The organism is Nocardia alni, from assembly GCF_019038435.1.
Classification (GTDB): domain Bacteria; phylum Actinomycetota; class Actinomycetes; order Mycobacteriales; family Mycobacteriaceae; genus Nocardia; species Nocardia alni.
The window spans coordinates 37,281-62,389 of sequence record NZ_JAGPOX010000017.1 but is presented as its reverse complement, the minus strand read 5'-3'; the positions used below and the strand labels follow the sequence as shown (position 1 = coordinate 62,389).

The window sequence follows — 25,109 nt, the reverse complement described above, 5'->3', positions numbered from 1 at the left end:
CCCATCATCGGGTCGCGGGCTCCGACACCCCTGGACGACGAACGCACGCGATGCCCTCCGCCATGACGACGGAGGGCTCCACGAAACCGTTGAGCGCGTTAGCGCAAACTTCGCGGGGCAAGACCGTTCGGGAAGGCCGCCCACAATCGATATCCCGAAGACCGCGATTCCATTCGTTCTCACCTCACTCATGACGGGACGCGCGCTCGCTGCGCGTCGTGCCGGACGTCGCCAAGGCATCGCACTCCGGAGCGGAAGGCGTTGACGGCGGGTTTTCACCAGACGGACATCGGCCGGTTACTCACAAGACCCCGATTGGACGAGGGACTGTAACGAATGATGCAACCACAGACACCATGAAGTCAATCCGAACCCGCGCAGGTCCGGTGCTTTTTTCACAGTAGTAACGCAATCATGCCGAACCGTCGGTTCGCGGCCGGTGGTCGCACAGACCTCTCACCGGCCCTCGGTGTATTTATTTAGGGTAGGCTTACCAACTATTCGGCAAAACGAGCCAGGCAGGAGACCGGTGTGCGAGTGACGATTCTGTACGGAACGGAGATGGGTACCGCGGAACGCGCCGCGGCCGCCATCGCGGACGCGCTGAGCGCCGACCACGAGGTCGATGTGCGCGATATCGGCGATGTCGACACCGACATCGACATCCACCGGTTCCACATCGTCGTCTGCTCCACCTACGGCAGCGGTGATCTGCCCACCGGCGCCGAACCCTTCTTCGACCGGCTCGATGATCGCCTGCCGGATCTGACCGGCCTGCGTTTCGCTGTCTTCGGCCTCGGTGACTCCGTCTACGACGACACCTTCAATCGCGGCGGCGAGATCTGCGCGGAGAGGCTGACCGCACTGGGCGGCGCCCAGATCGGCGACCACGCCCGGCACGACGCCTCCGGCGCCCTGCTCCCGCAGGACCAGGCCGCCGCCTGGGCGCGCGGACTGCCCATCGGCGCCCTGACCTCGGCCTGAACGCGGGCGGGCCAGATTTCGGCCGCCGACGGGGGCTATTTCCGGGCCATTCGCACCCCGCGTGGGGGCTCGAGTCCGTGCGGCCCAGCGGTCCTGCGGCGCAACGGTTTACACTGCTACCGTGGCGCAGCCCGCCGCAGAGCCGACCACGAGGTGAGCAAAATGGTAGCCGGAGCCCGAGAACGTCAAGAGCCCACGACCGATCATCCCGAGCTGGAGGTTCTACCCGAGTGGCCGCTGGAGACGATCGCGGTATTGGTGACGACCGATCCGGCGCCGCACGCCATCCCCGTCTCCTGGCCGCTACGCGCGGGTGACAGGCGAATATTGTTGAGCCTCAAGTCCGACCGCGGCTCGCTGGCCCGGCTGCGGGCGCGCCGTGAGGTGGCCCTGCTGATCCTGTCCGGCGGAAATGTCGCCATCTGCGCGCGCGGCCGGGCCCACGTGCTCGCCGACCCGATGCCCGGCGCCGAGGACTACACGGCCGTGGACATCGACGTCGACGTGATCGACGACCACCACCAGTCCGCATTCGCCATCACCGCCGGCATCCAGCGCGACGTACTCGACGATTCGGAGCTGCACTACCTCGAGTCCCGGGTGGCGACGCTGCGTGAGCTGGCGAAGGGAGCCATATGATCGCGGCCTTCTCCATCACCCCGCTCGGCGTCGGTGAGGACGTCGGCCGCGCCGTCGCCGAGGCGGTGCGCGTCGTGCGCGCCAGCGGCCTGCCCAACGAGACCACCTCCATGTTCACCAGCATCGAGGGCGAGTGGGACGAGGTCATGTCCGTGATCAAGCAGGCCACCGACGCCGTCATGTCGGTCTCGCCCCGGTGCAGCCTGGTGATCAAGGCCGACATCCGGCCGGGGGTCACCGACGGTATGACGTCGAAGGTCGCGAGCGTAGAGCGGTATCTGACGCAGGAGTAGGCACCCGAGCATTTCCTGCCTTCGGTGCGCGAGCCGTCGCACTACCGTGCGCCGGTAAGGCTCAGGCAGTAACCAGCCCGTCCGCGCCGGTGGGGCTCACGCAGCAGCCGTGCCTTGCGCCGGTGAGGGCTCGTGCGGCAACCAACCCACGCACCGATGGGGCTCACACGGCAACCAGGCCGTGCGCCGACGGGCTCATACAGCAACCAACCCGCGCACCGGTGAGGCTCACACGGCAACCAGGCCGTGCGCCGACGGGCTCATACAGCAACCAACCCACGCACCGGTGAGGCTCACACGGCAACCAGGAGGCCATACGGCGGTGGAGCTCACAGAGAACCAACCCACGCACCGATGGGGCTCATACAGCAGCTACGTCTTGCGCCGGTGGGGGCTCGTGCGGCAACCAACCCGGTGCGCCGGGGGGCTCATGCGGCAACCAGCTCGGGGGTCGCCGGGCTCTGGGGCACCGGAGTTGTCGTGTGCTCCGGCTCAGTAGAGGCGACGCTGACCGGCTCGGGCGCGGCGACCGCGTGCCGGCGGTGCATCACGCGGCGCGACGCCAGCCCGACGACCACCGCGATGACGAGCGAAATCCCGAGACCTGCCAGCGGGTTGCCGGTGAAGGCGCTGCCCAGATATCCGAGCATGGTGGCGTAGCACGCCCAGAGCGTGGAGCCGATCAGCGAGGCCGGGGTGAACCGGCGCAACTTCCATCCGAGCGTGCCGGCGAGGACCGCGCCCGCACTGCCCCCGGCGGGGAGCCAGCGCCCCGCGATGAAGACCGCGACGCCCCACCGATCGAACCGCTCGATCAGCCACCCAGCGGCGCGACCGATGGAACCGCGGCCCATCAGCCAGCCCAGCAGCCGTCCGCCGCCCCAGCGCCCGGCCGCATAGAGCAGGTGATCGGATATCGAACATCCCAGTCCGGCGACCAGGATCACGGCGACCAGCGACGCGTGCGTCACGGAGGCGAGGGCGCCCAACCCGACCAGCGTCGCCTCCGTGGGTGCCACAGGCACAACGGCGACCACGAACGCGGTGGTCAATGCTGCGAGGCTCATGTTCCGAGCATGATCGCCGAGCCTGGTAAGACCCTGGGATCACGGCGTGGTACGTGCTGGGAGTGCCGATAGCCTGGCGTGATGCTCACCATACGACCGGCGAGAGCGGGTGACGCCCCGGCGCTCGCCGATCTGGCTCACGACGCCTACGCGCACTACGTTCCCCGGATGGGCAGGGAACCGGCGCCGATGCGGGCGGACTACGCGGCCCTGATCCAGGACGGTGGCGTCTGGGTCGCGGAGCACGACGGTGTTCCGGCCGGAATGCTGGTACTCGTGATCGAGGCGGACCATGTGCTGCTCAGCAACGTCGCGGTATCCTCGGCGGCTCAGGGCTCGGGAATCGGCTCGGAGCTACTGGCTTTCACCGAGCGGCAGGCGCGCGAGCACGATCGATCCGAACTCCGGCTCTATACCAACGAAGCCATGACCGAGAATATCGGTTACTACTCGCGGCGCGGATACGTCGAGACCGGTCGCGCAACCGAAGACGGTTATCGGCGAGTGTATTTCACCAAGTACCTATGAGCAGATCCGAGAACCGGCCTCCCGCTACATTTTGTCGGCGAATTCGTCCGAAACCGGAGTCTCGCGCCCGCAAAATGTAGCGGGAGGCCGGGTACCACTCTCTCTCAACGCGGCTCAGCGGTGGCGGACCACTCGCCAAGTGTGAAATCGGTTCCGTTGCGGCGGATTTCGACGGCACCCGCTCCCGAGAAGTGGGCGGGGACGACCAATTCACGCGTGTCGGCGGCTCGTTCGAGGATTCTCCGGCGGCTCAGCGCGGCCTGCTGGGGGTCCAGGCACAGACAACTGTTGCAGGAGGGGTGGATCAGCTGCACAGGGCTGTGCACCATGTCGCCGACGAAGACGGCGCGGTCGGTGCCGGAGTTCAGATGCAGAACAGAGGATCCCGGAGTATGTCCGGGGGCGGATTCGAGGGTCAAGGTATCGTCGATGCGGTGGGCGCCGTCCCAGAGGACGGACTGTCCGGCGCGGTGGATAGGGGCGATGCTGTCCTCGTACAGCAGGCGGTCGTCGGGGCGGGCGCCGTTTCCGTAGTCGTTGGCGGGGCCGAAGTAGAGGTCGTCGGCCCGGGGAATCAGATACTGCGCGTTGGGGAATGCCGGGATCCACTCGCCGTCGGCGGCGACAGTGTTCCAGCCGACGTGGTCACCGTGGATGTGAGTGTTGATCACGAGGTCTACTTCGTCGGGGTGTATACCCGCCCGAGCCATACGATCCGGGAAATCGGTCTGCAAATGGTGGAACATCTCGCGACCGGGACGTTCGCGGCCGTTGCCGATGCCCGTGTCGACCAGGATCGTGCGGCCGCCGCTGCGCAGCACCCAGGTCTGCACGGTGCAGATAACCCGGTCGACGTGCGGATCCCAATGCTCGGGTGCGAGCCAGTCCGCGTTGTCCCGCCAGGTCTGCGCCGTCGTCTCGGGGACCAGATCGGTGCCCGGCATCAGCGGGCCGTGGAATTCGATGACGCGGAAGATCTCGACGTCTCCCAGCACGATGCTTTGTGAACTTTCCATACACACAAGCCTATGGGCATCATAATGAGCTTCTCAATGCTTACATTGCTCCGTCAGATACGAGATCTACTCATGAATGAGTGTCATAGCTAAGATGGCCTCATGGATGTGCTGAGCGACGCGATCGCGGCCATGCGTCTGGGGCAGCCGTCGTCGAACCGGGCGCGAGGGCCGGCCGGCCGCTGGTGCACTCGCCTGGACCTGTACGACGGCGCGGGTTTCCACGTCATGCTGCGCGGCAACTGCTGGGTCCTGCCCGACGGCGGCGATCCGGTGACACTCGGCCCCGGTGACGTGATAGTGCTGCCGCACGGCACAGGTCATGTGCTGGCCGATTCCCCCGCCGATGCGGCGACCGTACGCGCAGCGGTCCCGTTCGCCCAGTGGCACGCCGAATTTCCGGACGAAACCCCCTCGAACACAGTCGAATTCGAGATCCTCTGCGGCAAATACCGGCTCGACCGCAGCGGACAGCACCCGCTCGTCGCCGAATTACCGACGATCGTCCATCTCCCGAACCGCGTCGGCGCCCACCCCGAACTCCGCTCCGCCATAGACCTGCTCGCGCGCGAGCTGGATCGCCGCGCCCCCGGTTCCTGCATAGCCGTCCCCGGCCTCCTGGACCTCCTGCTGATCTACATGATCCGCGCCTGGATGACCGAAACCGACACCGGCATTTGGCCCGCCGCCTTGGCCGATCCCATCACCGCCGCAGCCCTGCGCGCCCTCCACACCGCCCCTGCCGCCCCCTGGACCAACGACCGCCTGGCCGCCGAAACCGGCGTCTCCCGAGCCACTCTCGCCCGCCGCTTCACCGCCATAGTCGGCCAACCCCCCATGACCTACCTGTCCTGGTGGCGCCTGACCCGAGCCGCCACCCTCCTACGCGACACCACCGCCCCCCTGACCACAATCGCCACCCAAGTCGGCTACTCCACCCCCTACGCCTTCTCCCACGCCTTCAAGAAACAGTTCACCATCTCCCCCGGCCACTACCGCGAAACCCACGCCACTCCAACCACACTCACTTCCGTCGGGGCACCGGACGTTCCGGCGGTGACTGACGGGTACCCCCTTCAGGACTGGCCAGTTGCCGCTCCAGATCGGTGAATGCCGCGATGACTTCCGGAGATTCGAAGGCGCGGCCCCGGCGACCCACTGTGACTTGGCGGAGGATACCGGCTTGCACCAATCGCTCGATCGCACCGTTCACGGCGGGGTAGCTGCGGTCGAGCAAGGTCGCCGCCGTACTCACGGTCAGGATCGGAGCGCCGATCAGCCTGCGCAGCAACAGATCTGCCGTCGAGCCCGCTCGCACAGTCGACAACCTTTCTCGCCAGCCGCGCTCGAGCTGGGCCGCTCGCTGTTCGAACAGCGCGGCATCGGCCGTCGCACGGGTGCACGCCGCCGCGAAACGACCCACCCATAGATCCACGCCCTCACCCGCCTCAGGCGATTCCGGCGAACCCAGGTGCCGAAACCGTACGAGACCGTCGAGGTAACTCTGCGTCCACGTCGCGAGGGTCAGTGACACCGGCGGCGTGACATGACGCGCGAGACCCCGTCGCCGCAATATCAGGTGGATCAGCGCTCGACCGGTACGGCCGTTTCCGTCGACGAATGGATGGATGGTCTCGAACTGGGCGTGCGCAATGGCGGCCTGCGCGACAGCGGGCAGTTCGTCACTGTTACAGAACGCCAGTAGATCGGCGACCAGTTCCGGCACCAACTCCGGCGGTGGCGGTACGTACGCCGCGCCGAATGGATTGAAGGAGCTGCCGCCGATCCAGTTCTGTTCGGTGCGCAGGCGCCCGGCGTCGCCGAGTCGCCCGCCGACGAGCAGACGATGATGAATGTCCAGCACCATCTGCTCGGTGATGTCCTCCCCCGGCTCGACAGCCGCGACCGCCAGGGCCATGGCCTCGATATTCGCGAGCACCTCACGCGCTGTCACATCCGTCGCCTCGCCCTCCGACCCCTGGGCGGCCTCGGCGCGCAACAACCGCCGCGCGCCGATCTCGAGCCCCTCGATCCGCGACGACGCAACAGCCTCGGCCCGGAGCAACAGACGCGACAGCGCCTCGGTATCGACCAAGGCGACCACGTCACCGTCCAACCGAGCGATCGCCGCCTCGGCCTCCGAGACATCGGCGGCTGTCGGACCTGTCAACGTCACCGGTCGCCCGACCAGGGGATCAGGGCAATATGCCTCGTAATAACCCGATCTGCTGTCGCGCCGAGACAGCCCACCACCGCTGACCTCGCTGATCCATCGCAGCCGAACAAGCTTCGCCACAGGCTCCTCCTTATTAAAGGTTACCGCATAACCTTTAATAAGACTTCCCGCTTATTAAAGGTTATTCCTCAACCTTTAATAAGTGTGCGTCGTAACCCGGGTCAAGCAGCCCAGTAGACGTGCCAGTCCTGGGCCGAGAGGGGGGCGCGCACTCCGCGGGCGGATTCGGCGGCATCCTCGGTGGCGCGGATCCGCGCGGCGAACGACAGGGTTGCCTTGCGGAGGCGTTCCTCGGCGCTGTCCTCGGCGCCCAGATGGACCACGCGCAGTTCGGTGGGGATCAAGGTGTCGGGGAGGCCTGCTTTCCGGCTTCGGGTCAGGATCTTCTCGGCCAGAGCCAGGGCGGGCTGGGCCATGGCGATGCCGTCGAGGCAGGAGCGGCGGGCCTTTTCGGTGGTTTTGCGTTCCTCCCAGGCTTTTTCCTGAGCGGCGATCTTCTGCTCCAGGGTGGCTTGGGGGTCGATCGGGTCGTCCTCGCGCAGGTGGGGGCTGCGGTGGACGAGTTTGGCGACCAGGGTGGCGGCGACGTCGGCGACGGTGAATTCGCCTGCGGCCTCGGCGATTCTGGAGTGGAACAGTACTTGCAACAGGAGGTCGCCCAGCTCCTCGCGGATGGTGGCGGCGTCGCCGGCCTGGATGGCGTCCAGCAGCTCGTAGGTTTCCTCGAGCAGGTAGGGGCGCAGCGAATCGTGGGTCTGGGTGACCTCCCAGCCGCCAAAACTCCACAGGCGATCCATCACTTCGACGGCCTCGCCCAACCCATGCGCCATCCGCGCGGAGTCCGAATCCGCTGCGTCTGCGTCAGTCGTCACGTAATCGTCTCTGCGACCAGGCATGTCAGCCTTCACGAATCTGCCGTCCCCGGTCCGCGGCGGTCGGGGCGAACACCTGGCATCGAATCTCCCGGCCACGGCGGACCATCCGCGCGCCCGGATCTCGCCGGCACTCGGCTTCATCGTGCGGGCGGCGGACCGTGCACAAAGTTGGCTCGCTCATCGCGCCGGCGACACCTCCGTCGCCACCCGCAGATCCACCATGCCCTGCGGCTTTCCGTCCAACGCCAGCAGCAGATCCGCGATGAATTGCAGCAGTCGCACATCGCGCACTCGCGCGGCGCCCACGCTGTCCTCCACGCGCGGCAACGGCAGCTGCACGATCCCGGTGGTCGGCCGGTAGGTGACGGCGGGGTACAACCGCTTGAGCCGCAACTGTTTCGACTCCGGCAGCTGCATCGGCGACAGCTTCAACGTGGTGCCGGAGACGCCGACCTCGGTAAGCCCGTATTCGCGGCACAGCAGCCGCAGCCGGGCCACCGACACCAGCCGCCCCACCTCCACCGGGAGCGCGCCGTACCGGTCGACGAGTTCCTCCACCACCGTCGCCAGAGTCGAATCGTCCTGGGCCGCGGCGAGTTTGCGGTACGCCTCCAGGCGCAGCCGATCGCTGCCGATGTAGTCGGGCGGGATGTGCGCGTCCACCGGCAGGTCGATGCGCACCTCTTTGACCTCCTCGTCGGTGACGATCGGCCTACCGTCGGCGGCGGCGCGATACGCCTCCACCGCCTCGCCGACCAACCGCACGTAGAGGTCGAAACCGACCCCGGCCACATGCCCGGACTGCTCCGCGCCCAGCACGTTACCGGCGCCGCGGATTTCGAGATCCTTCATCGCCACCGCCATACCAGCGCCGAGATCGGAGTTCTGCGAGATGGTGGCCAGCCGGTCGTAGGCGGTCTCGGTGAGCGGCTTCTCCCCCGGGTACAGGAAGTACGCGTACCCGCGTTCGCGGCTGCGCCCGACCCGGCCGCGCAGCTGATGCAGCTGCGAAAGGCCCAGCGCGTCGGCGCGTTCCACGATCAGCGTATTGGCATTCGAGATGTCCAGGCCGGTCTCGATGATCGTGGTGCACATCAGCACATCGAATTCGCGCTCCCAGAAGCCCTGTACGGTGCGCTCGAGCGTGTCCTCGTTCATCTGACCGTGCGCGATCGCCACCCGCGCCTCGGGCACCAGTTCGCGAATCCTGGCGGCCGCCCGGTCGATCGAGGACACCCGGTTGTGCACGTAGAACACCTGGCCGTCGCGCAGCAACTCGCGGCGGATGGCGGCCGCGACCTGCTTGTCGTTGTAGCCGCCCACGTACGTGAGGATCGGATGACGCTCCTCGGGCGGGGTCAGGATGGTGGACATCTCGCGGATCCCGGCCAGGCTCATCTCCAGGGTGCGCGGAATCGGCGTCGCGGACATGGTCAGCATGTCCACGTGCGTGCGCAGCGCCTTGATGTGCTCCTTGTGTTCGACACCGAACCGCTGTTCCTCGTCGATGACGACCAGGCCCAGATCCTTCCAGCGCACGCCGGTCTGCAGCAGCCGGTGGGTGCCGACGACGATATCGACGTCACCGGATGCCATGCCGTCCAGCACCTCCCGGGATTCGCTCGCATCGGTGAAGCGGGACAGGCCCTTGATCGTCACCGGGAATCCGGCGATGCGCTCGGCGAAGGTCTGCAGATGCTGTTGCGCCAGCAGCGTCGTGGGCACCAGCACCGCGACCTGCTTGCCGTCCTGCACCGCCTTGAACGCCGCGCGCACCGCGATCTCGGTCTTGCCGTATCCGACGTCGCCGCAGATCACCCTGTCCATCGGGACGGCCTTCTCCATATCGGCCTTGACCTCGGCGATGGCGGTGAGCTGATCGTGGGTCTCGGTGAACGCGAACGCGTCCTCCATCTCCCGCTGCCATGGGGTATCCGAGGCGAAGGCGTGCCCCGGCGCGGCCTGACGCGCGGCGTACAGCTGCACGAGCTCGGTCGCGATCTCGCGAACCGCCTTGCGCGCCTTGCGTTTCGTATTGGCCCAGTCCGAGCCGCCGAGTTTGGACAGGCTCGGCATCTCGCCGCCGACATAGCGCGACAGCTGATCCAGTGAGTCCATCGGCACGAACAGCCGGTCGCCGGGCTGCCCCCGCTTACCGGGCGCGTACTCGATGACCAGGTACTCCCGGCGCGCCCCGCCCACGGTGCGCTCGATCATCTCCACGAACCGGCCGATGCCGTGCTGATCGTGCACGACCATATCGCCGGAACTCAGCGCCAGGGGATCGACCTGATTGCGGCGGCGGGCGGGCATCTTCTTGCCCTCGCCGGGTGCGGTGACCCGGTTGCCGGTCAGGTCCGATTCGGCGATCACGACCAGTTTGGCATCGTCGAAGACGACGCCGTCGTGCAGCGACCCGCACAGCACCCCGACCACTCCGGGCTGCGGTCCGGACCCCGGATCCAGCGGCGCGGCGGGCACCTCCGCGTCGGCCAGGCGTTCCAGAATGCGTTGCGCCGTACCATGACCCGCGACGACGATCACCGCGAGGCCGCCCGTGCCGACATGCGCGCGCAGCGAGGCGAAGACCGTGGCCACCAGCTCCTGCGACCCGCGCGCGGCGGGTGCGGACAGCACCGGCAGCACCACCTCGGCCGGATCCCCCGAGGACAGCGGGCTGAGCGTCCACCAGGGCAGCTCATGCTCGTCGGCGCTGGCGTGGACGACGTCCAGCCCGCGATAGGCCGACGCCGCCAGGTCCAGACCGTGCGCGCCGAGCGGGGCCGCGCCGCCGAAGGAGGCCGCGGTCCACGACGCCTCCAAGAATTCCTGCCCGGTCCGCACCAAATCCGCGGCACGGGTGCGGACCTTCTCCGGATCGCACAGCAACACGTGGGTCCCTGCGGGCAGCACCTCGGTCAGCAGCTGTAATCCCTGCGGCCGCAACACCGGCAGCAGCGCCTCCATGCCCTCGACCGCGATGCCCTGCGCCAGGTTGTCCAGCATCTCGACCAGGGCCGCGTCGGCGGGGTTCTCGGCGGCCACCTGCGCGGCCCGCCGCCGCAGATCCTCGGTGAGCATCAGCTCCCGACATGGTTGCGCCACAACGACATCCACGGAGACCTCGGACAGCGAGCGCTGATCGGCCACGGAGAACGGCCGCAGCTCGCTGACCTCCTCACCCCAGAACTCCACGCGCACAGGATGATCCGCGGTCGGCGGGAAAACATCGAGAATGCCGCCGCGCACCGCGAATTCGCCGCGCTTGCCGACCATGTCGACCCGCTCGTAGGCGAACTCGACCAGCCGCTCGATCAATTTCTCGAAGTCGAACTCGGCCCCGACCCGCAGCACCACCGGCTCGACATCGCTGAGCCCCGAGGCCATCGGCTGCATGAGCGAGCGAACCGTGGTGACCACGATCCGCAGTGGCGCGCTGTAAGGATCGTCGGGATGCGCCAGCCGCCGCAGCACCCCCAACCGGCGGCCCACCGTATCCGCACTCGGTGACAGCCGCTCGTGCGGCAGCGTCTCCCAGGACGGGAACAGCGCGACCTGGTCTCCGACGATCTCGGTCAGTTCCACCGTCAGATCGTCGGCCTCCCGCCCCGTCGCCGTCACCACGACAAGCGGCCGATGCACCGCCATCGCCGAGGCCACGAACGGCCGCACGGCCGACGGCGCGACCAACTGCACGGGCGTTTTCCCGATCAGGCTCCCGACCTGGTCGAACGTGGTATCGGCGCCAGCGGCCGCGGCCAGTCCCGCAAGAGGTGGACGTTGGGTGGACATGAACAGACTCCTGGCGCGGATCAGCGGTTTAGGGGCGGCGAAACGCAGTCTAGCCACCACCTCCGACAGGTTCGCGTCCCCGGTACTCTCCGGGAGCCGGCCGCCGCGGGTATCGGCCCCTAGGGCACGTACCGCCGCAACCGTCGCGCGGCGAACTCACGGAAGTAGGCCACCTTCTCCTCCGGCACGATGGACGGCAGCAGGAAATACCAGACGCGCTCCATGCGCACCGCCATCTGGTCGATCGACTCCGTGCCGACGGCGGTGATGTGCACGCCCGCCGTCATCTCCTGCAGCAGCATGCCGATCGTATCGGGGTCGAGGTCGGGCTTCAGGTCGCCCTGGGCGATGGCACGCTCGGCGAGCAGGCGGTGCGTCTCACCCCAGTTCTTGGCGATGTTGTCGCCGCTGGCGCCGCGGTAGTCGCCGATCTGGTGGGTCAGCTTCAGCATGGCGCCGACCATCGGGTCGTTCATGGTGAGATCGGCGACGACATAGGTGATTCCGATGGCCGCCTCGAGCGCGGGCACGCGCGGATCGAAGAAGCCCTGGCAGGCACTGATCAACCGTTCGTTGCCCTGATCGACCACCGCGCGGGCGAGCTCCTCCTTGGAGCCGAAGTGGAAGTACAGGGCGCCCTTGGTAACGTTCGACTGCGAGATGATCTCGCTCAGGCTCGCATTCGCATAACCCAGGCGCAGAAAGACATCGGCCGCGCCCGCGAGGACCGAATCGCGCGTGATTTCCGCGCGCGCTTGCCTAGCCATCAGATCCGCCTGTCCTCAAACCAGCCATCCTGAAGTAGACCGAAATCCCGAAGTTGACCGACATCAGAGCTCGAACAGCACTTGAAGGATGGATGAACCGTACCATCCGTCAGGCCCCCGCCAGTGGAATCGAGCATTCAGACCGGCCTCCATCGCTATTTTTGGGCTAACTGTCCAGTTCTTCCCCCCTTGCCGCGCTACGTGCTCGCTAGGAGGCTGTTCCGCTCGGCCGTTCACCCGTCCCCCGAGTCCACTGGGAAGCCAGCCGTGGGTCGGATTCCAGGCCGGTCAGACCGTTCCAGCACAGATTGACCAGATGGGCCGCGACCACTTCCTTGGACGGCTCACGCTCGTCCAGCCACCACGTCGCCGCCGTCGCGACCATGCCGACCAACGCCTGCGCATAGAGGGTCGCCAGGCTGGTATCCAATCCACGCCGCTCGAAATCCCCGGCCAGGATGTACGCGACCTGATTCACCGCCTCGTTCAGCAGGCTCGAATAGGTGCCCTCGGCCGCGGCGGCGGGCTGATCGCGCATGAGGATGCGGAAGCCGTCGGTGCGCTCTTCGATATACGTCAGCAACGCCAGTGCCACCTGCTCGAGCCGCACGCGCGAGCGGTTCTGGGTGAGCGAGGAGTTGATCATGTCCAGCAACGAGGACATCTCCCGGTCCACCACGACCGCGTACAGGCCCTCTTTACCACCGAAATGTTCGTACACAACGGGTTTGGACACCTGGGCGCGCTGGGCGATCTCCTCGATCGACGTGGCGTCGTAGCCGCGCTCGGCGAACAGCGCCCGGCCGATCTCGATGAGTTGCTGGCGCCGCTGCGTACCGGTCATCCGGGGGCGCGGCACGCGATCACTGCGATCGGTCATGCCCCACGCCTCCGGCACTCGACTCCGGCCCGAGCGAGCCCGGCCCAACCGCGTGTATCGGTCGCTCGCAAGCCTCCACCTCCCAGCGCATCCCTCCGGCTTATACCGACAACTCTTGCAGACCACTGTTGTTCGCCACACGCTCCCCCGCCTCTGCGCGCCTCGGGCCGGACTCATGCGCCCCACCGGCTACCGGTTGGGACAGCGGCCACCTCGGCCGGCGCCCGGAGTCGGCGCGCGAACCGCGCCTCGCCGCACCCGGCTACGTGGCGAACTGGCGCAGAGGCGGCCAAGCATGCGAGGATCTACGCGCATGCCGTGCGCAGCGGCGGGTTCGCGAACTCCGCCGGTGTGGCAATCCGCCGTAGTGTAATGGCAGCACCACTGATTTTGGTTCAGTTAGTCCAGGTTCGAGTCCTGGCGGCGGAGCTCAGGGGCGCGATGACTATTCTTGGTCCGCGACAACCCCTGCTACACCCGACGACGCCAGCCGAGGGAGATCCATGCCACAGCAGACCGCCGTCGTCGTTCTCGCCGCCGGGGCAGGAACCCGAATGCGGTCGAAGACCGCGAAGGTGCTGCATTCCATGGCCGGCCGCAGCATGCTGGCGCACGCGCTGCACGCCGCGCACGAGATCGACCCCACCTATCTGGTCACCGTCATCGGTCACGATCGTGAGCAGGTCGGCGCGGCGGTGAATACCGTTGCGGCGGAACTGCATCGAGATATCGTCGCGGCCGTCCAGGAACAACAGCTGGGCACCGGCCACGCGGTGCAGTGCGCCCTGGAATCGCTGCCCGCGGACTTCACCGGCGATCTGCTGGTGACCTCCGCCGACGTGCCGCTGCTGGACGGGCACACCCTGTCCGGCCTGCTGGCGGATCATCGCAGCTATCCCGAACGCTCCGCGGTCACCGTCCTGACCTTCGTGCCCGACGACGCCAACGGCTACGGCCGCATCGTGCGCGACGCGCACGGCCGTCTGCAGGAGATCGTCGAACACGTCGACGCCACGCCGGAGCAGGTCGCGATCACCGAGGTCAACTCCGGTGTCTACGTCTTCGACGTCACCGTGCTTCGCCAGATGGTCGAGCGCCTGACCACGGCGAACGCCCAGCACGAGCTGTATCTGACCGATGTGCTGAAGCTGGCCCGCGAGGCCGGGCATCCGGTACATGGGGCGCGGCTGGTGGACTGGGCCAAGGTCACCGGGGTCAACGACCGGGTGCAGATGGCCGAGGCCGCCCGCACGATGAACCGATATATCGTGGAGCGACATATGCGCGCCGGGGTCACGATCATGGATCCGGCCACCACCTGGATCGACGCCGGGGTGCGGATCGAGCGCGACGCGGTGCTGCGGCCGGGCGTCCAACTCCTGGGCGCCACGGTGATCGGCGAGGACGCCGAGATCGGCCCGGACAGCACGCTCACCGATGTGATCGTCGGCGAGGGCGCACGCGTGGTGCGCACGCACGGCGAGGGCGCGACCGTCGGTCCCCGAGCTGTCATCGGCCCATTCGCATACCTGCGGCCGGGCACCGTCCTGGGCGATTCCGGCAAAATCGGAGCATTCGTCGAGACCAAAAATGCCTCCATCGGCGCACATTCGAAGGTGCCCCACCTGACCTACGTGGGTGACGCGACGATCGGCGAGTACAGCAATATCGGCGCGTCCAGCGTTTTCGTCAATTACGACGGGGTAAACAAGCACCATACGACCGTGGGATCACATGTCCGCACGGGCAGCGACACCATGTTCATCGCACCTATCACGGTCGGTGACGGCGTCTATTCCGGGGCGGGTACTGTGCTGCGTAGAAACGTTCCACCGGGCGCTCTTGCGGTATCGGGCGGGGCGCAGCGAAATATCGAGGGCTGGGTGCAGCGGAACCGACCCGGGACCGCTGCGGCACAGGCTGCGGCCGAGGCAATCGCGGCCGCTGACATGTCGGGTCAGGCAATCGAGCAAAAGGATGGCAATACAGAGTGACCGCGTTCTCGACCGATAACCAGAAGAACCTGATGCTGTTCTCCGGCCGCGCTCACCCCGAGTTGGCCGAGCAGGTCGCCAAGGAACTCGACGTCTCGATCACTCCGCAAACCGCCCGTGATTTCGCCAACGGCGAGATCTTCGTCCGATTCGAGGAATCGGTGCGCGGCTCGGATGCCTTTGTGCTGCAAAGCTTCCCGGCCCCGCTGAACGAGTGGCTGATGGAGCACCTGATCATGATCGACGCGCTCAAACGCGGGTCGGCCAAGCGGATCACCTCGGTGCTGCCCTTCTACCCCTACGCCCGCCAGGACAAGAAGCACCGGGGCCGCGAGCCCATCTCCGCGCGCCTGGTCGCCGACCTGCTCAAGACCGCGGGCGCGGACCGCATCATCACCGTCGACCTGCACACCGACCAGATCCAGGGCTTCTTCGACGGCCCGGTGGATCATATGCACGCGCTGATCCAGCTGTCGGAGTACGTGCGCACCCACTACGTCACCGACCACGTCACCGTCGTATCCCCCGACGCGGGCCGGGTCAAGGTCGCCGAGAAGTGGGCCGACTCGCTCGGCGGCGCGCCGGTCGCGTTCATCCACAAGACCCGCGACCCGCTGGTGCCCAACCAGGTCAAATCGCACCGCCCGGTCGGTGACGTCGAGGGCCGCACCTGCATCCTGATCGACGACATGATCGACACCGGCGGCACCATCGCCGAGGCCGTGCGCGTGCTGCACGAGGCCGGGGCGGGCGACGTGATCATCGCCGCCACCCACGGCGTGCTGTCGCATCCCGCCGCCGAACGCCTGTCCAGCTGTGGCGCCAAGGAGGTGATCGTCACCAACACGCTGCCGATCACCGAGGACAAGAAGTTCCCGTCGCTCACGGTGCTCTCGATCGCTCCGCTGCTGGCCCGCACGATTCGTGAGGTGTTCGAGAACGGCTCGGTGACGGGCCTGTTCAACGGCATCGCCTAACCGAATCCGCTCTCCGCTGCGCACAGGTCGCGGTGGTGGTTCTCTCCGGACGCCATTGACGGTAGCGTGGTCTGTAGTTACCCCTTGTGCGCTCGCGGAGAGGTGGTGTTGGACATATGGCCACGGATCGGGATCCGGATCCGCTGATCGATGAGGTCCTCGCGTTGCGCGATGATGACGAGGCGGACGATCAGGACCTCGACTACGACCTCGGTGACGACGAGCAGGCCGACGAGGTACGCGAATACGAGCGCGCCATCGAAGACCCGCAGCGAAACCTGGTCATCGGCTATCACGACGACGACGGGCGTCAGGGCATCACGGCCGACCTGGATCAGTCGTGGACCCGGCGCCGTCGCCGGGACGAGCAGCGCGCCGAGGACGGCCGCCCGGCCGAGGTCGCGGCGATGGAAGTGGTCGCGGAGCCGGAGGACTGAGCACAGGAGCGAAAGGCCCCGACCCGGCAGCGTGGATGCCGCGTCGGCAGTGCATCGAGGGCGAAGGGATAGTCGTGGGATCGGAGTTCGGCGATGATCCCGATGCCAGCTGGCAGTATCCGGGTGCGCAGCCGCCCGACCACCCCGGTGAGCATGTCGACGAAGTGTCCGGCAGCTGGAAGCGCCTCGGCCCCGATCCTGTTCCGTGCCATCGCCATCCGAGGCGCAACCCGGCCGAATCATGGCTGGCGCGGGTGGGCCACGCGGTGTTCTCCGTGGTGGGCTTCGTCTGTGCCATCCTCACCGTGGTCTCCTGCGTCTGGTTGCTGGGCCCGATCGGCGTGATATCGGGCGTGATCGGCCACAGGCGCGGCGAAGGTCTGGGCAAATGGGCCGCATTGGCCTCGGCCGCCGCGACGGCCATCGCGCTGGTGGTCATCTTCCAGTTCGCACCGCGGCACTAGAGCGCTTCCTTGTCACAGCGCCGCGCTAGGTTGAGGACATGAGTAGGTTCGCGGGCTTCCCTTTGGCGGGACTGGATTTCTACGAGGATCTCGAGGCCGACAATTCCAAGGCATTCTGGACAGCGCACAAGGATGTCTACGATTCCGCCGTGCGCGCGCCGATGGCCGCGCTGATCGCCGAGTTGGAGGCCGATTTCGGCCCGGCAAAGATCTTCCGCCCCTACCGCGACGTGCGATTCGCCAAGGACAAGACCCCGTACAAGGACCATCAGGGCGCCGTCGTGCACGCGGCGCCGGGTGCGGGCTGGTACGTACAGATCGGCGCGCCAGGTCTGTATGTGGCGGCCGGGATCTACTCCGCCTCCCCCGACCAGCTGGCCCGCCTGCGCGCCACGATCGACGACGAGGTGCGCGGGCACGAACTGGAGAAGATTCTCGCCGACGTCGCCGCGGCCGGATATACCGTCGGCGGCGACAAACTGAAGACCCAGCCCAAGGGCTACTCCGCCGACCACCCCCGCATCGAGCTGCTCCGGCACAAATCCCTGGTGGTCAGCCGCGAGTTCGGCGCCCCCGACTGGCTGCCCACTGCCCGCGCGGCCACCGAGATCCGCAAGTCCTGGGAGGCCATGCGTCCGGTCATGGAGTGGATCGCGGCCGTCACCACCGGTCTGCAAGGACGGGATTGACCCGTCGGCCCGGCATCTTTCGGCCGACAGCCATCGAAACCGGCTCGGGGGCACCGTGAATGCCAGCCGGCCATGGAATTGGCTGTGGCCGTGCGAGTTCGAGCGCTCAGCGCAGAGCGGACAAGGCGATGCCGACCAACTGAGCGAGATCGAGCGACTCGTCGGCCCAGTCCGCGCTCGCCCGTACCGCACCGCTCGCGATCAGTTGCCGGACCGCCCTGATATCCCTGGGCCTGCCGACGGCTACCGCGCCGGACAACGCACCGCCGGACAGCGCCAGCGCGATGAAATTCCGCGATTCGATCGATCCCCGGACTATCAGTTCGTCGTGCGGCTGCATCCACCCCGCGAAGTGCAGGCTGACACCGTACTGGCTGGACCATCCCCACGGAACCTCGGGTTCGCTAACCGGCTGGCCCAGCATGGATTTCGCGGCGGCCGCGCCCTGGGCCAGCGCACTGTTCCAGTGTTCGCAACGTTCGTGGCCGCCGCGACGCGTGATGAAACGGCTCGCCACGTCACCGGCGGCGAATACTCCCGGCGCCGAGGTACGGTACCGCTCATCGACGAGAATGCCGTTGTCGACGGCGATTCCGGCAGTCCGGGCGAGCGCGGTGTCGGGCGCCGCACCGATCGCCACCAGCGCGGACGAGGCCGTCCACGTGCGGCCGTCGGACGCGGTCGCGATGACTCCCTCCCCATCGATCTGTGCCACCCCGGCCAGACGCACATGGTCATCGATCCGCACGTCGTGTTCGGCGTGCAGATCCCGCACGACCCTCGAGATCTCCTGCGGCACAATGCGGTCCAACGGTGTGGCGCCCGCGTGCAGAATACGGACCTGCCCGCCCAGTCCCCGCGCGGTCGCGGCGACCTCGAGCCCCACCAGCCCGGCGCCGATGATCAGCAGCGGACCGCTCTCGATCGCCTCGCGCAGCGGTCCGATATCGGCCACGTCGCGCAGGGTGCGCACCCGTACCGGCGGATGTTGTTCGATCCGTCGCGCCCGCGCACCGGTGGCCAGCAGCAGGCTGTCGTAGCCGAGCGATTCACCGTCGCTCAGCCACACGCGGCCGCGGCCGGTGTCGATATCGGCGACGGTGGTCGCCACCCGCAGATCGATATCGTGCTGCGCCCAGTATCTTTCGGGTTCGAGCAGGCACCGGTCGAGGCCGCGGGCCCCGGCGAGCAGATCCTTCGACACCATCGGACGCCGGTACGGCGGGTGATGCTCCGCGCCGACGAGCACGATCCGGCCGGTGTATCCCTCGGCGCGCAGGGTTCGGGCCGCGGTCGCTCCGGCCACGCCCGCACCCGCGATCACGATCCGGCCGCTCATACGCGAGTGACCTCGACCATCTCGAAATCGGTCTTCGCCGCACCGCAATCGGGGCACGACCAATCCTCGGGAATGTCGTCCCAGCGGGTGCCGGGCGTGATGCCGTCCTCGGGCCAGCCCAGCGCCTCGTCGTATTCGAAACCGCATTGCAGGCAACGGAACAGCTTGTAGTCGGTACTCATTCGAAGTCGACCTTCTCTCTGACTCCACAGTCGGGACAGCACCAGTCGTCGGGTATCTCCGACCACGGGGTCCCCGCCGGGAATCCCTCGCGCGGCGCTCCGGTGGTCTCGTCGTAGACGTATTCGCAGACCGGGCAGCGGTAGGCGGCCATCACCGCACCCCGTACTTCGCCAGGACCCGCTCCCGCACGGCGGGCTGGATGTTCACCCGGGTGATGTCGCCGTCGTAATGGTCCAGCACCCGGTGGTCCATCACCCTGCGCCACAGCGGCGGGAAATAGGCCAGGGTGATCATGCTGGCGTACCCGCTGGGCAGGTTCGGCGCACCGTCCACACTGCGCAACGTCTGATAGCGACGTGTCGGATTGGCGTGATGATCACTGTGCCGCTGCAGGTGGTACAGAAAGATGTTGGTCACGATGTGATCGGAGTTCCAGCTGTGCATCGGAGTGCACCGCTCGTAGCGCCCGTTCGCCGTCCGCTGCCGCAGCAGCCCGTAGTGCTCCAGATAGTTCACCGTCTCCAGCAGCGCGAAGCCGTAGACGGCCTGCACGATCAGGTACGGCAGGATCATCGGTCCGAAGATCGCGATCAGCGCGCCCCACAGGATCACCGTCATCAACCAGGCGTTGAGGATGTCGTTGCGGATCGTCCACGGCCCCTTGCCCATTCTGTGCAGCCGGGCCTTCTCCAGCTCCCACGACGAGCGCAGACTGCCCCATACGCTGCGCGGCAGGAAGGTCCAGAAACTCTCGCCGAAGCGCGCGCTCGCGGGGTCCTCGGGCGTCGCGACCCGCACGTGATGGCCTCGATTGTGCTCGATATAGAAGTGGCCGTAGGCCGTCTGGGCCAGCGTGATCTTCGAGAGCCAGCGCTCGAGCTGATCCTTCTTGTGCCCGAGTTCGTGGGCGGTGTTGATGCCCACGCCGCCCATGGTGCCGATGCTCAGCGCCAGGCCGATCTTGGAGACCACGCCCAGACCGCCGTCGATGCCCAGCCACGACAGATTCGAGGCCGTCCACAGATAGCCGGCGAAGACCATGCTGACCAGCTGGAACGGGATGTAGGCGTAGGTGCAGTAGCGGTAGTACCTGTCGTTCTCGAGCCGCTGCATCACCTCGTCCGGCGGATTCTGCCCGTCGGGACCGAAGAACATGTCCAGACTCGGCAGCAGCACGTAGACCAGGATCGGGCCGATCCACCACCAGACCGGCGAGATCGCCTGCCAGCCGAGCTGATTGAACGCCCAGACCAGCGCGGCCGCCACCAGCAACGCGGTCGGAGCCACCAATCCCAGCAGCCACAGGTATCGCTTGCGATCGCGCCACTGCCCGGGCGCGGCCGGCGAGTGCCCCGATTCGCCGATCCGAGATGTCGTCATGACCCACTCCGTTTACACATTTGGATAATGTGTATCCAGTGAATACAACAGACGGTTACTTGTCAATGACGGAGTCACATTGCCCTCTGATGTAGGATGAGCTCCGTGGCTGAAGCGCCGAATTTTCAGACCGAGATGCGACTGCTCCTGCGCGAACGGGCCCTGAACGCCGCCCGCGAGGTGGTCTGCACCGAGGGCTGGGGGGCGGTGAACATGTCCCGGATCGCGAAGGATGTGGGAATCAGCCGGCCGGTGCTCTACAAGGAGATCGGCACCCGGCAGGCCCTGGCCGACGCGCTCATCGAACGCGAGCTGGGCACATTTCTCAGCGGCATCGTCGACACCCTGGCCGAGCATCCCGCCGATCCGATCACCGGCATGACCCGGGCCGCGGAGTACACCCTGCACACCGGGGCCGACAACACGCTACTGAAGGCGGTCCTGTCGGGTCGCCACAGCGGCGATATGACGCTGTTGCCCGCGCTGGTCACCGAGCCCGAACCGGTGCTCGGCCGGGCCATCGCCGCACTCACCGTCGCGATGCGCGACCGGTACGAGCTGGCGACCATGTCCGACGGCAACCTGGAATCGCTCGTCGAGATTCTCGTCCGGCTGACGCTGAGCCATCTGTTCCAGCCGGTCGGGCCGATCGACCGCGCGGTCGCCCAGGTCGAGCTGGTGATTACCCAAGTCTTCACCGGCCTGCGAGGACAGGTCAGCGCTCAGCGGGGGTGAGGATCTCCTGCGCGAGTTCAACGCCAACCGGCCGCCCGACCCGCGCGCAACCACGCAGCAAGCCCCGGGAGACCGTGCGCTCGCCCGCCGAGTGGATCGCGGCCGTCACGGCGGGCCGCACGGCCGCAACCGGCCTCACCTGCCTCGCGCGCCGCAACACCGGACCGGCGAACGCAATACGCCGGACCAGTGAAAGCAGCGTGCCGAGACGGCGTTGATCAGCGACGTTCGGCCAGTACCAAGGCGAAACGATCCTGCGGATCGGTCCAGACGTGCTCGGTCCGGAAACCGGCCGACGCGAGTTCGGCGGACAGGCCCTCGATGTGGAATTTGGCCGAGATCTCGGTGCGCATCTGCTCGCCGCGAGCGAAGTCGACGGTCAGGTCCAGGTCGGGGACCTCCACGGTCATATCTCGGGTGGCCTCCAGCCGCATTTCGATCCACTCGTTCCGTGCGTCCCACAGCGCCACGTGGGCGAAGGCGTCGGTGTCGAAATCCGCGCCCAGCCGGGAGTTCAACACGTGCAGCACATTCCGGTTGAATTCGGCGGTGACCCCGGCCGCGTCGTCGTAGGCCGGGACCAGGATCTCCGGATCGATCACCAGGCCCGCGCCCAGCAGCAACTGCTCCCCGGGCTCCAGCACCGCCGCGATGCCGGACAGGAATTCGGCGCGCTCGGCGGGCACCAGATTTCCGATGGTGCCGCCGAGGAAGGCGATCGTGCGGCGACCACCGCGCGGCAGGTTGTGCAGCGTGTCGGTGAAGTCGCTGACCACGCCGTGCACCGCCAGACCCGGGAACTCCCTGCCGATCTCCGCGGCCGCACCTCGGAGCGCGGAGACCGAGACATCCTGCGGTACATAGGTTTTCAGCGGTCCCTCGGCGCTCATCGCGGACAACAGCAACCGGGTCTTGGCCGCCGACCCTGCGCCCAGTTCGACCAGCACCTCCGTGCGCGCGATGCGGGCGATCTCACCGACGACCCGTTCCAGCAGGGCCCGTTCGGTTCGGGTGGGGTAGTACTCGGGCAATCCGGTGATCGCCTCGAACAGCTCGCTGCCGCGCGCGTCGTAGAACCATTTGGGCGGCAGGGTTTTCGGGCTCGAGGTCAGCCCGCGCCGGGCATCGGACCGCAGCGCGGCGGTGAGATCGTCATCGGTGAGGTGGATATCCAACGTCGGTGCGGTCATGATTGTTTTGGCGCGGATCCCGTCTCGCTCATGAGGGGGAGCAAACGCCATCTCCTCTCGGTGTCGGTGGTAGCTGCTAAATTGATGGAGACCGGAGCGCCGCGAGGGTGATTCCGGTTTGTGGCGGAGCGTGACCACACACGTGTTGAGGATGTAAGACGTTCGGATCACCTCCTTCGGGTGACTGTTCCGGTCGCGGTCTGAGCGTGAAATCCCCTGCCTTCCAGCAGTGGAGGCGTTAAGACAGTGCCCTTTCATCGGCATAGAGCGGGACGACCGACAGGTGACCGGGCCGCAGCGTGAGCACCTGCCGGTCCGCCACGGCCCGCCAGCGCGGATCGTCGTCGTAGGGTTCGGAGGCCACCACCGCCGTCTCGTCGGTGACCAGCACCGACAGCGAGTGGTAGGCGGTTGTGGCCCAGAGGGTTTCGCCGTCGCCGAGCAGCAGGTTCAGGCGAGATTTCGGTGCGCGCTCCAGCGCTGCGCCGACGACCCGCGCCAACGCCAGCGCGGGATCGGCGGTGCCATTGCCGGGTTCGGTGGTCGCGAGTCCGGCCTGCGCCGGGCCTGGCCTAGCATTGTCGTAGGGGCTGCGAGCGGTACCGGTGGCCGGCCGAATCGCATCCGGCGACGACCGGACCGAATCGGAACCCGCGGTGGCGCTGTCGAGCAGACCGCGGACGATCACCCAAAGCGCGGCCGCATCGGTGCGGGACTCGGCCTCGAGCAGCGGAGGCGAGCCGAATTCGGTGGCCACGGCGGACAATACGTCCTGCCAGCCGGGAATTGTGCCGTTGTGGCTGAACGCCCAGCGACCGTGTGTGAACGGTGCGTTCGCGCTGCGCTCCACCGGCATGCCGATCGTCGCCGACCGGACCGCGCCGAGCACGCCCGTCGAACTCAGTTGCGGCAGCACCTCATCCACGGCCGGATCGGTCCAGATCGGTGCGGCATTGCGGTAGCGGCTCACGCCGCCGTCCGCGGTCCACCACGCGACACCGAAGCCGTCGACGTTGATGGTGCCGCCACCGCGCATATCGCGCGGCGCCCACGCCTGGGTCCGCAGGGAATGCGTGCCCCGCGTGAGAATCTCACCGACCCCCACGGCGGGACCGAGGTAGCCGATATGGCGGCACATCAGCGCGCGTCTCGCTCGTCCGGACGCAGGTCCCGGGCGAGGCGGAAGCCGGAGAAGATCTGGCGCCGGATCGGGTGATCCCAGTTGCGGAAGGTGCCGCGACAGGCGACCTGATCCGCGCCGAAACTGCCGCCGCGCAACATCTTGTAGTCGCCACCGAAGAACACCTCGGAGTATTCGCGGTACGGGAACGCCTCGAAACCCGGATACGGCTGGAGGTCCGAGGAGGTCCACTCCCAGACATCACCGATCAGCTGATGCACGCCCGCCGGCGAGGCGCCCGCCGGATACGCGCCGACATCGGCCGGTTCCAGGTGCCGCTGACCGAGATTCGCGGTGGTCTCGTCGGGATCCGCGTCGCCCCAGGGAAAGCGGCGCGAGCGGCCGGTGGCCGGGTCGAAGCGCGCGGCCTTCTCCCATTCGGCCTCGGTCGGCAGGCGCTTGCCCGCCCACGTGGCGTACGCCTGCGCCTCGAACCAGCACACGTGCACCACCGGCTGCTGGGGACGCACCCGGATCATCGTGCCGAAGACCCTGCGCCACCAACTGCCGGCGCCGTCCTGCTCCCAGAACTGCGGCGCGATCAGATCCGCCTCGACCCGATGCGCCCAGCCGCGCTCGGACCACAGTTCCGGCCGCCGGTAGCCCCCGTCGGCGATGAACTCGAGGTACTGCGCGTTGGTCACCGGCGCGGCATCGATCACGAAGCCGGGCAGGCGGACCGGGTGCGCGGGCCGCTCGTTGTCCAGCGCCCATGGGTCGGTCGAGGTGCCCATGACGAATTCGCCGGCAGGGATGTGGATTTCACCCGATACCGGGGCGACCGGGGTCGGGGTGGGCGGCGCGTTCAGCACCGAGGCGCCGGCGCGCAGCTGATGGGTGGCCAGCATGGTCTCGTCGTGCTGCTGCTCGTGCTGGGCGATCATGCCGAAGGCGAAGCCGCTCCCCACGAGACGGGTACGACGTTCATCGGTGGCCGGCGCGTGCGCGCCCTCGGTCAGCGGCGGCTCGGCCCGCAAATCCGCGCCTGCCAGCACATCCCAGACCTTCTGCCGCACCGTGCCGGCGTACGCGCGGGCCTCGGCCGGATCGAGCAGGGGCAGCGCGGGGCGATCGGCGCGCGGATGCTGGAACGCGTCGTAGAGCTGGTCGATATCGGCGCGCACCGGGTCGCGCCCGCCCACGTCGCGGACCAGCCACAGCTCCTCCTGATTGCCGATATGCGCCAGGTCCCACACCAGCGGGCTCATCAGGCGTGAATGCTGCGCCACCAGTTCGGCCTCGTCGAGACAGTCGGTGAGCGTGGCGGTGCGCTCGCGCGCCCGGGTGAGCGTGCGGGCGATCTGCTCGCGTAATCGCTCGGCCTCGGCATTGTCGGTTCCTGGTAGATGAACGGTCATGGGAGAACTCCGATTCGGTTGCGCTGATCCCGGCCACGAACCGCCGGGATGACGGCCACGCACGCGCAGAGACGACGGGAAGCCCCAGCCTCGGCTGGTTCGCCTC

Annotated in this window: 25 protein-coding genes and 1 tRNA gene; 12 read left to right on the top strand and 14 right to left on the bottom strand. The window is 67.4% G+C overall.

The window, feature by feature from the left end; genetic code table 11:
* Positions 1-531 precede the first annotated feature (531 nt).
* The 3 genes from JZ791_RS09525 to JZ791_RS09515 all read left to right on the top strand — a co-directional run bounded on the left by JZ791_RS09525 (position 532) and on the right by JZ791_RS09515 (position 1,916).
* Positions 532-984, top strand: a complete 453-nt coding sequence (locus JZ791_RS09525; RefSeq protein WP_216893848.1) for a flavodoxin domain-containing protein — start codon at positions 532-534, stop codon at positions 982-984.
* Between the two features lie 162 nt (positions 985-1,146).
* Positions 1,147-1,623: a pyridoxamine 5'-phosphate oxidase family protein gene (locus tag JZ791_RS09520; RefSeq protein WP_216893847.1), complete on the top strand. Its 477-nt coding sequence runs from the start codon at positions 1,147-1,149 to the stop codon at positions 1,621-1,623.
* Positions 1,620-1,916: an MTH1187 family thiamine-binding protein gene (locus tag JZ791_RS09515; RefSeq protein WP_216893846.1), complete on the top strand. Its 297-nt coding sequence runs from the start codon at positions 1,620-1,622 to the stop codon at positions 1,914-1,916. The genes JZ791_RS09520 and JZ791_RS09515 overlap by 4 nt, the downstream gene beginning before the upstream one ends.
* A 428-nt stretch (positions 1,917-2,344) precedes the next feature.
* Here the strand turns inward: JZ791_RS09515 and JZ791_RS09510 are convergent, their stop codons facing one another.
* Positions 2,345-2,983: a DedA family protein gene (locus tag JZ791_RS09510; RefSeq protein WP_216893845.1), complete on the bottom strand. Its 639-nt coding sequence runs from the start codon at positions 2,981-2,983 to the stop codon at positions 2,345-2,347.
* 81 nt (positions 2,984-3,064) lie between these two features.
* Between JZ791_RS09510 and JZ791_RS09505 the strand changes: the two genes are divergently transcribed.
* A complete protein-coding gene (locus tag JZ791_RS09505) occupies positions 3,065-3,511 on the top strand; it encodes a GNAT family N-acetyltransferase (RefSeq protein WP_216893844.1) in 447 nt (148 codons plus the stop codon).
* 104 nt (positions 3,512-3,615) lie between these two features.
* Here the strand turns inward: JZ791_RS09505 and JZ791_RS09500 are convergent, their stop codons facing one another.
* Positions 3,616-4,527: an MBL fold metallo-hydrolase gene (locus JZ791_RS09500; protein WP_216893843.1), complete on the bottom strand. Its 912-nt coding sequence runs from the start codon at positions 4,525-4,527 to the stop codon at positions 3,616-3,618.
* Positions 4,528-4,629: 102 nt separating this feature from the next.
* Between JZ791_RS09500 and JZ791_RS09495 the strand changes: the two genes are divergently transcribed.
* Positions 4,630-5,637 carry an AraC family transcriptional regulator gene (locus tag JZ791_RS09495; protein WP_216893842.1) on the top strand — a complete coding sequence of 336 codons (1,008 nt, stop codon included), beginning with the start codon at positions 4,630-4,632 and terminating at the stop codon, positions 5,635-5,637.
* Here JZ791_RS09495 and JZ791_RS09490 read toward each other — a convergent pair.
* The 5 genes from JZ791_RS09490 to JZ791_RS09470 form a co-directional block, all read right to left on the bottom strand.
* Positions 5,552-6,823 (bottom strand): Fic family protein, encoded by a 1,272-nt coding sequence (locus JZ791_RS09490; protein ID WP_216893841.1) that lies wholly within the window; start codon positions 6,821-6,823, stop codon positions 5,552-5,554. The two genes, JZ791_RS09495 and JZ791_RS09490, sit on opposite strands and share 86 nt — an antisense overlap.
* A 101-nt stretch (positions 6,824-6,924) precedes the next feature.
* The gene (locus JZ791_RS09485; protein WP_254205454.1) at positions 6,925-7,593 is read right to left on the bottom strand and encodes a nucleoside triphosphate pyrophosphohydrolase; all 669 of its coding nucleotides are present in this window, start codon (positions 7,591-7,593) and stop codon (positions 6,925-6,927) included.
* 222 nt (positions 7,594-7,815) lie between these two features.
* Positions 7,816-11,430, bottom strand: coding sequence for a transcription-repair coupling factor (gene mfd / locus JZ791_RS09480; protein WP_216893839.1), 3,615 nt, complete (start codon positions 11,428-11,430; stop codon positions 7,816-7,818).
* Positions 11,431-11,549: 119 nt separating this feature from the next.
* A complete protein-coding gene (locus JZ791_RS09475) occupies positions 11,550-12,197 on the bottom strand; it encodes a TetR family transcriptional regulator (protein WP_216893838.1) in 648 nt (215 codons plus the stop codon).
* A 208-nt stretch (positions 12,198-12,405) separates the two neighbouring features.
* The gene (locus tag JZ791_RS09470) at positions 12,406-13,041 is read right to left on the bottom strand and encodes a TetR/AcrR family transcriptional regulator (RefSeq protein ID WP_216893874.1); all 636 of its coding nucleotides are present in this window, start codon (positions 13,039-13,041) and stop codon (positions 12,406-12,408) included.
* A gap of 394 nt (positions 13,042-13,435) precedes the next feature.
* Here JZ791_RS09470 and JZ791_RS09465 point away from each other — a divergent pair.
* The 6 genes from JZ791_RS09465 to JZ791_RS09440 all read left to right on the top strand — a co-directional run bounded on the left by JZ791_RS09465 (position 13,436) and on the right by JZ791_RS09440 (position 17,638).
* Positions 13,436-13,506, top strand: a tRNA-Gln gene (locus tag JZ791_RS09465).
* Between the two features lie 74 nt (positions 13,507-13,580).
* The gene (gene glmU / locus JZ791_RS09460) at positions 13,581-15,071 is read left to right on the top strand and encodes a bifunctional UDP-N-acetylglucosamine diphosphorylase/glucosamine-1-phosphate N-acetyltransferase GlmU (protein ID WP_216893837.1); all 1,491 of its coding nucleotides are present in this window, start codon (positions 13,581-13,583) and stop codon (positions 15,069-15,071) included.
* On the top strand, positions 15,068-16,048 hold the full coding sequence (locus tag JZ791_RS09455) for a ribose-phosphate diphosphokinase (protein WP_216893836.1): 981 nt from the start codon (positions 15,068-15,070) through the stop codon (positions 16,046-16,048). The genes glmU and JZ791_RS09455 overlap by 4 nt, the downstream gene beginning before the upstream one ends.
* Positions 16,049-16,164: 116 nt before the next feature.
* Positions 16,165-16,485, top strand: coding sequence for a hypothetical protein (locus JZ791_RS09450; protein ID WP_216893835.1), 321 nt, complete (start codon positions 16,165-16,167; stop codon positions 16,483-16,485).
* A 74-nt stretch (positions 16,486-16,559) separates the two neighbouring features.
* Positions 16,560-16,949, top strand: coding sequence for a hypothetical protein (locus JZ791_RS09445; RefSeq protein ID WP_216893834.1), 390 nt, complete (start codon positions 16,560-16,562; stop codon positions 16,947-16,949).
* A 38-nt stretch (positions 16,950-16,987) separates the two neighbouring features.
* Positions 16,988-17,638, top strand: coding sequence for a DUF2461 domain-containing protein (locus tag JZ791_RS09440; protein ID WP_216893833.1), 651 nt, complete (start codon positions 16,988-16,990; stop codon positions 17,636-17,638).
* 106 nt (positions 17,639-17,744) lie between these two features.
* Here the strand turns inward: JZ791_RS09440 and JZ791_RS09435 are convergent, their stop codons facing one another.
* From JZ791_RS09435 to JZ791_RS09420, 4 genes are read right to left on the bottom strand one after another with little or no spacing between them, the layout of a single operon-like run.
* The gene (locus JZ791_RS09435; protein ID WP_216893832.1) at positions 17,745-18,977 is read right to left on the bottom strand and encodes an NAD(P)/FAD-dependent oxidoreductase; all 1,233 of its coding nucleotides are present in this window, start codon (positions 18,975-18,977) and stop codon (positions 17,745-17,747) included.
* Positions 18,974-19,159 (bottom strand): rubredoxin, encoded by a 186-nt coding sequence (locus tag JZ791_RS09430; RefSeq protein ID WP_216893831.1) that lies wholly within the window; start codon positions 19,157-19,159, stop codon positions 18,974-18,976. Before JZ791_RS09430 ends, JZ791_RS09435 begins: the two co-directional genes overlap by 4 nt.
* The gene (locus JZ791_RS09425) at positions 19,156-19,311 is read right to left on the bottom strand and encodes a rubredoxin (RefSeq protein ID WP_216893830.1); all 156 of its coding nucleotides are present in this window, start codon (positions 19,309-19,311) and stop codon (positions 19,156-19,158) included. The genes JZ791_RS09430 and JZ791_RS09425 overlap by 4 nt, the downstream gene beginning before the upstream one ends.
* Positions 19,311-20,540 (bottom strand): alkane 1-monooxygenase, encoded by a 1,230-nt coding sequence (locus JZ791_RS09420; protein WP_216893829.1) that lies wholly within the window; start codon positions 20,538-20,540, stop codon positions 19,311-19,313. Before JZ791_RS09420 ends, JZ791_RS09425 begins: the two co-directional genes overlap by 1 nt.
* Positions 20,541-20,645: 105 nt before the next feature.
* Here JZ791_RS09420 and JZ791_RS09415 point away from each other — a divergent pair, with 105 nt between their 5' ends.
* Positions 20,646-21,275: a TetR/AcrR family transcriptional regulator gene (locus tag JZ791_RS09415; protein WP_308162863.1), complete on the top strand. Its 630-nt coding sequence runs from the start codon at positions 20,646-20,648 to the stop codon at positions 21,273-21,275.
* 218 nt (positions 21,276-21,493) lie between these two features.
* On the opposite strand, the gene egtD is transcribed toward JZ791_RS09415, so the two are convergent.
* The 3 genes from egtD to egtB form a co-directional block, all read right to left on the bottom strand.
* Positions 21,494-22,465 (bottom strand): L-histidine N(alpha)-methyltransferase, encoded by a 972-nt coding sequence (egtD, locus tag JZ791_RS09410; RefSeq protein WP_216893828.1) that lies wholly within the window; start codon positions 22,463-22,465, stop codon positions 21,494-21,496.
* A 238-nt stretch (positions 22,466-22,703) separates the two neighbouring features.
* Positions 22,704-23,603, bottom strand: a complete 900-nt coding sequence (locus tag JZ791_RS09405) for a class II glutamine amidotransferase domain-containing protein (RefSeq protein WP_216893827.1) — start codon at positions 23,601-23,603, stop codon at positions 22,704-22,706.
* A complete protein-coding gene (gene egtB, locus JZ791_RS09400; RefSeq protein ID WP_216893826.1) occupies positions 23,603-25,003 on the bottom strand; it encodes an ergothioneine biosynthesis protein EgtB in 1,401 nt (466 codons plus the stop codon). Before egtB ends, JZ791_RS09405 begins: the two co-directional genes overlap by 1 nt.
* Between the last annotated feature and the right edge of the window lie 106 nt (positions 25,004-25,109).

What these genes read in the sequence shown, in the direction of transcription:
- JZ791_RS09520 (WP_216893847.1), top strand. Translation starts at nt 1,147, where the DNA reads ATGGTAGCCGGAGCCCGAGAACGTCAAGAGCCCACGACCGATCATCCC.
- JZ791_RS09495 (WP_216893842.1), top strand. Translation starts at nt 4,630, where the DNA reads ATGGATGTGCTGAGCGACGCGATCGCGGCCATGCGTCTGGGGCAGCCG.
- JZ791_RS09430 (WP_216893831.1), bottom strand. Translation starts at nt 19,159, where the DNA reads ATGAGTACCGACTACAAGCTGTTCCGTTGCCTGCAATGCGGTTTCGAA.
- JZ791_RS09470 (WP_216893874.1), bottom strand. Translation starts at nt 13,041, where the DNA reads ATGACCGGTACGCAGCGGCGCCAGCAACTCATCGAGATCGGCCGGGCG.
- JZ791_RS09505 (WP_216893844.1), top strand. Translation starts at nt 3,065, where the DNA reads ATGCTCACCATACGACCGGCGAGAGCGGGTGACGCCCCGGCGCTCGCC.
- JZ791_RS09440 (WP_216893833.1), top strand. Translation starts at nt 16,988, where the DNA reads ATGAGTAGGTTCGCGGGCTTCCCTTTGGCGGGACTGGATTTCTACGAG.
- JZ791_RS09425 (WP_216893830.1), bottom strand. Translation starts at nt 19,311, where the DNA reads ATGGCCGCCTACCGCTGCCCGGTCTGCGAATACGTCTACGACGAGACC.
- egtD (WP_216893828.1), bottom strand. Translation starts at nt 22,465, where the DNA reads ATGACCGCACCGACGTTGGATATCCACCTCACCGATGACGATCTCACC.
- JZ791_RS09500 (WP_216893843.1), bottom strand. Translation starts at nt 4,527, where the DNA reads ATGGAAAGTTCACAAAGCATCGTGCTGGGAGACGTCGAGATCTTCCGC.
- JZ791_RS09420 (WP_216893829.1), bottom strand. Translation starts at nt 20,540, where the DNA reads ATGACGACATCTCGGATCGGCGAATCGGGGCACTCGCCGGCCGCGCCC.
- egtB (WP_216893826.1), bottom strand. Translation starts at nt 25,003, where the DNA reads ATGACCGTTCATCTACCAGGAACCGACAATGCCGAGGCCGAGCGATTA.
- mfd (WP_216893839.1), bottom strand. Translation starts at nt 11,430, where the DNA reads ATGTCCACCCAACGTCCACCTCTTGCGGGACTGGCCGCGGCCGCTGGC.
- JZ791_RS09485 (WP_254205454.1), bottom strand. Translation starts at nt 7,593, where the DNA reads ATGGCGCATGGGTTGGGCGAGGCCGTCGAAGTGATGGATCGCCTGTGG.
- JZ791_RS09475 (WP_216893838.1), bottom strand. Translation starts at nt 12,197, where the DNA reads ATGGCTAGGCAAGCGCGCGCGGAAATCACGCGCGATTCGGTCCTCGCG.
- glmU (WP_216893837.1), top strand. Translation starts at nt 13,581, where the DNA reads ATGCCACAGCAGACCGCCGTCGTCGTTCTCGCCGCCGGGGCAGGAACC.
- JZ791_RS09515 (WP_216893846.1), top strand. Translation starts at nt 1,620, where the DNA reads ATGATCGCGGCCTTCTCCATCACCCCGCTCGGCGTCGGTGAGGACGTC.
- JZ791_RS09450 (WP_216893835.1), top strand. Translation starts at nt 16,165, where the DNA reads ATGGCCACGGATCGGGATCCGGATCCGCTGATCGATGAGGTCCTCGCG.
- JZ791_RS09405 (WP_216893827.1), bottom strand. Translation starts at nt 23,603, where the DNA reads ATGTGCCGCCATATCGGCTACCTCGGTCCCGCCGTGGGGGTCGGTGAG.
- JZ791_RS09435 (WP_216893832.1), bottom strand. Translation starts at nt 18,977, where the DNA reads ATGAGCGGCCGGATCGTGATCGCGGGTGCGGGCGTGGCCGGAGCGACC.
- JZ791_RS09510 (WP_216893845.1), bottom strand. Translation starts at nt 2,983, where the DNA reads ATGAGCCTCGCAGCATTGACCACCGCGTTCGTGGTCGCCGTTGTGCCT.